Source organism: Phenylobacterium sp., from assembly GCF_028290885.1.
In the GTDB taxonomy this organism is placed as follows: Bacteria; Pseudomonadota; Alphaproteobacteria; order Caulobacterales; family Caulobacteraceae; genus Phenylobacterium.
In genome coordinates this window covers 1-4,669 of sequence record NZ_JAQGIZ010000307.1, presented here as the reverse complement: position 1 = coordinate 4,669, position 4,669 = coordinate 1, and the positions used below count along the sequence as shown (strand labels likewise).

The 4,669-nt window shown below is 69.6% G+C and carries 5 protein-coding genes; all 5 read right to left on the bottom strand.

What is annotated here, in order from left to right; translation table 11 throughout:
• Window positions 1–39 precede the first annotated feature (39 nt).
• Window positions 40–738: a DUF1080 domain-containing protein gene (locus tag JWP28_RS20130; RefSeq protein WP_299545638.1), complete on the bottom strand. Its 699-nt coding sequence runs from the start codon at window positions 736–738 to the stop codon at window positions 40–42.
• A gap of 11 nt (window positions 739–749) precedes the next feature.
• The gene (locus JWP28_RS20125; RefSeq protein ID WP_299545637.1) at window positions 750–1,391 is read right to left on the bottom strand and encodes a gluconate 2-dehydrogenase subunit 3 family protein; all 642 of its coding nucleotides are present in this window, start codon (window positions 1,389–1,391) and stop codon (window positions 750–752) included.
• The gene (locus JWP28_RS20120) at window positions 1,388–2,998 is read right to left on the bottom strand and encodes a GMC family oxidoreductase (protein WP_299545636.1); all 1,611 of its coding nucleotides are present in this window, start codon (window positions 2,996–2,998) and stop codon (window positions 1,388–1,390) included. The genes JWP28_RS20125 and JWP28_RS20120 overlap by 4 nt, the downstream gene beginning before the upstream one ends.
• A 93-nt stretch (window positions 2,999–3,091) precedes the next feature.
• Entirely contained in the window at window positions 3,092–4,342 is a 1,251-nt protein-coding gene (locus JWP28_RS20115; RefSeq protein WP_299545635.1) for a Gfo/Idh/MocA family oxidoreductase, read from the bottom strand.
• A gap of 10 nt (window positions 4,343–4,352) precedes the next feature.
• On the bottom strand, window positions 4,353–4,669 hold a 317-nt coding region (locus JWP28_RS20110), incomplete at its 5' end, for a hypothetical protein (RefSeq protein ID WP_299545634.1).

Genomic DNA, 4,669 nt, shown 5'->3' with positions numbered 1-4,669 from the left:
GCGGGACCGCGCGCGCTGCAAATTGGCGCGGGCTGTGCGCTACTTCAGCACCTTGATCTTGATGTTCTTGAACCAGACCTCGTCGCCGTGGTTCTGCAACGCGATGGCGCCGGTCTTGCCGGTGGCGAACTGAGGCCAGCGCTTGAATTTCGAGGCGGCGACCTTGGCCTTGAACTCCGGCGAGCCGATCACGTACTCGGCGACCTTCATGCCATTCAGCCAGTGCTGGACCTTGCCGTGGTCGACGACGATGCGGGCGTGGTTGAACTGGCCCACCGGCCTGGTCATGTCCTTGGACGGCGGATAGAGGGCGAAGAGGCCCGCGGCCTGTTCCGGCGGCGGCTCGCCGTGCGCGTTGTCGAGGATCTGGTATTCGGGGCCGCTCTCGTAGGTCTCCTCGCCCACCGGGATCACGTGGAACATCACCCCGGAGTTGCCCTTCGGGCTGATCTTCCAGTCGAAGGACAGCTCGAAGTTCTCGAACTGGTCCTTGGTGACCAGGTCCTTGGAGGTCTTGGGGTCGGGACTGAGCGCGCCCTCCGCCGCCTTCCAGCCCGCGTCGGGCGCCGGCGTCTTGAAGCCGCGCCAGCCGGCGGTCGATTTGCCGTCGAACAGCAGCTTCCAGCCGGCCGCCTTTTCCGCGGGCGTCAGCGTGTTGTCCTGGGTCACGGGCTTGTCCTTGGCGAAGGCGCCGGTCGCGAGGACGGCCATGGCTAGAGCAAGCGCGAGGGATTTCATGGCCATCATCCTTAGAGACCGAGTTTCTTGAGTTCGCGTTCCAGCACCGCCTTCACCTCGGCCGAGGGGCCGGGATCGGAGGTGCGGGCGACGTTGCCGATGTAGCCGATGTCCTTGAAGCCGGCCTCGGTCGTGTAATAGGCGCCGATCGTCAGATGGCGGAACGTCTTCCAGAAGGCCTGGGCCGCCGGGTCGGCTGAGGCCGGAAGCGCCTTGAGCGCCGCGGCCCGCCCCGCCGCGCTCGCCTTGAGCACCTTGCCGCCCAGGGCGTTCAGGCCGTTCAGGATCACCGGCCGGTCGTTGAGCTGGTCCGGATAGGGGGCGCTGACCCACTCGTCGATGAAGTCCGGCACGCCCAGTGAGCTGGCCGAAGGCGCGGCCGCGGTGGCCGGCAGGATGAAGTCGGCGAGCATGGCGGCGGTCTGCAGCTGGCTCTGGACCATGATCCGCGACCAGGGCGCCTTCTCGGGCTTGGTCAGCTTCGGGTCGGTCCCGTAGCCGCGCGTGATGCGCTCGCCGCCCACTTTCGGGCCGTAGACCACCACACCCGCGCCGACGGCGGTGGCGGCGCCGACCACGCCGATCCAGGCCAGCGCCGTGCGCCGGTCGATCTTGGAGACATATTCGGGTGCGTCTTCGGGTGCGTCGCTCATAGGGCCCCCTGCCTGGCGAGCGAGGCCAGGTTGTCGGCGGAGCGCCAGGCCAGCGCCAGGATCGACAGCGTCGGGTTCTTGTCGGGGCTGGAGACCATCACCGCCCCGTCCATGACGAAGAGGTTCGGGACCGCCCAGCTCTGGCCGTACTGGTTGACCACCGAGTCCGTCTCGTTGTGCCCCATCCGCACGGTGCCGATCTCGTGGATCATCTCGCCGCCCTTGGAGATCGCCTTTCGGCCGTCAGTCTCGACGCCGGGTTCGGGCGTGCCGCCCAGCCGGTCGATCACCTCCAGGAAGGTCTTCACCGCGTGGGCGGCCTGGTTGGTCTCGTGCTCGCCCCACTTCCAGTGGAAGCGCAGCACCGGGATTCCCCACTTGTCCTTGGTCGTCGGATCGAGCTCGCAATAGCAGTCGTCGTTGGGGATCATCTCGCCGCGGCCGTCGAAGCCGATGGTCGAGCCGAAGCGATTGCGCAGCTTTTCGCGGAGCGCGTCGCCGACGCTCAGCTCATCGTCCGGCAGCACGCCCGCCAGGCCCATGGACGGCATGTGGCGGCCGCCGCCGATCTCGATGTGGTAGCCGCGGGCGAAGCCCAGCTCCTTCTGCTTCTCGTAGCCCCACCAGGGGACGTAGGTGTGCTGGGTGCCCTGGCCGTCGTCATTGGTGGGCGGCAGGCCCTCCATGGCCGGGAACTGGCCGGTGACGCCGGTGCCGACGCTGTCCATCAGGTAGCGGCCGACCATGCCGTGGGTGTTGCACAGGCCATTGGGGAAGCCGGCGCTCTTGGAGTTCAAGAGGATGCGCGCCGTCTCGCCGGAGCCGGCGGCCAGCACCACCGACTTCGCCGTGACCGAGTGGTGCTCGCCAGTCTTGCGGTCGACGAAGGTGACGCCCTTGGCCTTGCCGGCCTTGTCGAGGTCGACCTGGTAGACCAGCGCGTCTGTCCGGATCGTCAGGTTGCCGGTGGCCATGGCCGGCGGCAACAGCACCGTCGTCGACTGGAAGTTGGCCCCGATCGCGCAGCCCCGACCGCAGGGGGTGGCGAAAAGGCAGGTGTTTCGGCCCTCCATGGCGCCGGTCACCACGGCGCCGTGCATGGGGATGACCGGGATGCCCATGGCCCGGAAGGCGCGCTCGTAGAAGATCTCGAAGGCCCTGGGCGGGGCGGACTCCATCAGGCAGCCGGCCGGCGAGTCCGGGGTGTTGAGCAGGCCGCGCGGCGGGGCTGCGCCGGAGACCCCGATCAGCTTCTCGGTCCTGTCGTACCAGGGCGCCAGGTCGTCGTAGGCGATCGGCCAGTCGTAGCCGAGGCCGTCGCGGCTGTAGGGCTTGAAGTCGAGCGGCCCGAAGCGCAGCGCGATGCGGCCCCAGTGGTTGGTGCGCCCGCCCAGCATCCGCGGCCGCCACCAGATGAAGGGCTCCGAGCCCTCGGCCACCGTGTAGGGCTCGTTGGGCACCTGCCAGCCGCCGTCCACCGTCGCGTCATAGAAGCCGAACGGCTTGTCCGGCGTGCCGACGCCCCGCAGCGGCGCCTCGGCGTAGATGTTGAACATCGGGGTCTCGACGCGGGGGTCATAGTCGCGCCCCGCCTCCAGCAGCAGCACCTCAGGCCCGACCTGGTCAGGTGGTAGGCGCTCATCCCGCCGCCCGCACCGGAGCCCACGATGATCACGTCATAGGGTTCGGCCGCGGCCATTCTAGTCTCCCACCCGCGCAGGGACGGGCACGTAGGTTTCCAGGCTCTCGTCGGGCAGGCGGACGACCTGGCCGGTCTCCGCGGACTTGTAGAGCGCCATGACCATCCTGGTGACCTCGACGCCGTCCTCGAAGGTCTCGATGGGCGTCCTGCCATGGCGAAAGCAGTCGACCATGTGGCGGTTCTCGCCGACGTAGCCGTAGGTGCCGGCCTCGTCCTCGACGATCGGCATCTGGCCCTGTTCGGCGTTCTGCTTCTCCACCAGGTCCTCGCCCCCCTTACTGTCAACTGGGCCGCCGGTGATGGCGCGGGAGAGGAAGACCTTCAGCGAGGGGTTCAGCGAGGAGAACTCCATGGCGTACTCGGGGCCGAGCAGGGCCAGGTCGATGCGCAGGCCCGGGCCGACGTAGGACCATGACGTCGAGGCTTCGACGATCAACTCCTGGCCGGCCTCGTCCTCGAGCGTGATGGTGGCGCGGGCGAAGTCCTCGACCGGATGGCGCTGCATCTCGACGCCCTGGAAGTCGCGAGCCAGCGACTTGGCGTAGCGGTCCTGGGTCCACTTCAGGTGCGCGACCGAGCCCTGGACGGACTTCACCGTCAGGCTGCCCCGCGCGGCGCCCGGCGCGGTGAGCAGGAAGCGGCCGACCTCGACGGAGTGGCACATCATGTCGCTCATCACCCCGCCGCCCTGCCGCGCGCCCTGCCAGAACCACGGCTCGTGCGGACCGGAGTGCTCCTCGGCGGCGCGGGCGAGATAGGGACGACCGGAGGCGGGCACCGCGCGGCGCCAGATGATCTCCTTGCCCCGCTCGACCGCGCTGGAGAACACCTGGTTCTCCAGGTAGCCGTGGGCGAGGCCGGCGTCCTCGGCGAGCCGCAGCACCTCGCGGGCCTCGGCGAGCGTGCGGCCGAGCGGCTTCTCGCAGGCGACCGCGCGAACCTGCGAGCGGCCGGACTTCACCGCCGCATGGACGGCCCGCATGACCTCCAGGCGCCGGTCGTTGGGGGCGAGCAGCCAGATCGCGTCCACGTCGGGGGCGGCGAGCAGGCTCTCCAGGTCGGCGTGGGCGCGGCAGGGGCCGAGCTCGGCGTCGTTCACGGCCTGAGCGAGCGCGTCGCGGTGCGCGGCGGTCGGACTGTAGACGCCGGTGATCTGGGCGTGGCGGACGCTCTGGAAGCTCTTGGCGTGGAACTTGGCGATGAAGCCGGAGCCCACGAAGCCGATGCGAAGGGGCGGTGCTGTGCTCACGACCCAGCTCTCATTTGGCGGCGCCGGCCAGCCTGGCCTTCGCCACCTGCGCCTTGTAGCCGCCGGCCCGGCGGTCGCTCAGCACCACCAGGCCAAAGATCAGGCAGACCGCGAAGGCGAAGGGCACGAGGTAGCGGAAGGACAGCAGCCCCGAATGGTTCTCGCCGGCGTCCAGCAGCGGCTGGGCCTTGGCGGCGACATTGGGACCGGCCTCGCCCGCCGCGGCCCGGCGCAGCAGGTCGCCGGTGGCTCCGGCCGGCAGAGGACCGGGCGCGGCCACCACGGCCTCGGCGTCGCGGACCAGCTGCGGCGACTTCGGCGCCTGAA

Coding starts and splice junctions, on each gene's coding strand:
- JWP28_RS20130 (WP_299545638.1), bottom strand. CDS start 738: ATGAAATCCCTCGCGCTTGCTCTAGCCATGGCCGTCCTCGCGACCGGC.
- JWP28_RS20125 (WP_299545637.1), bottom strand. CDS start 1,391: ATGAGCGACGCACCCGAAGACGCACCCGAATATGTCTCCAAGATCGAC.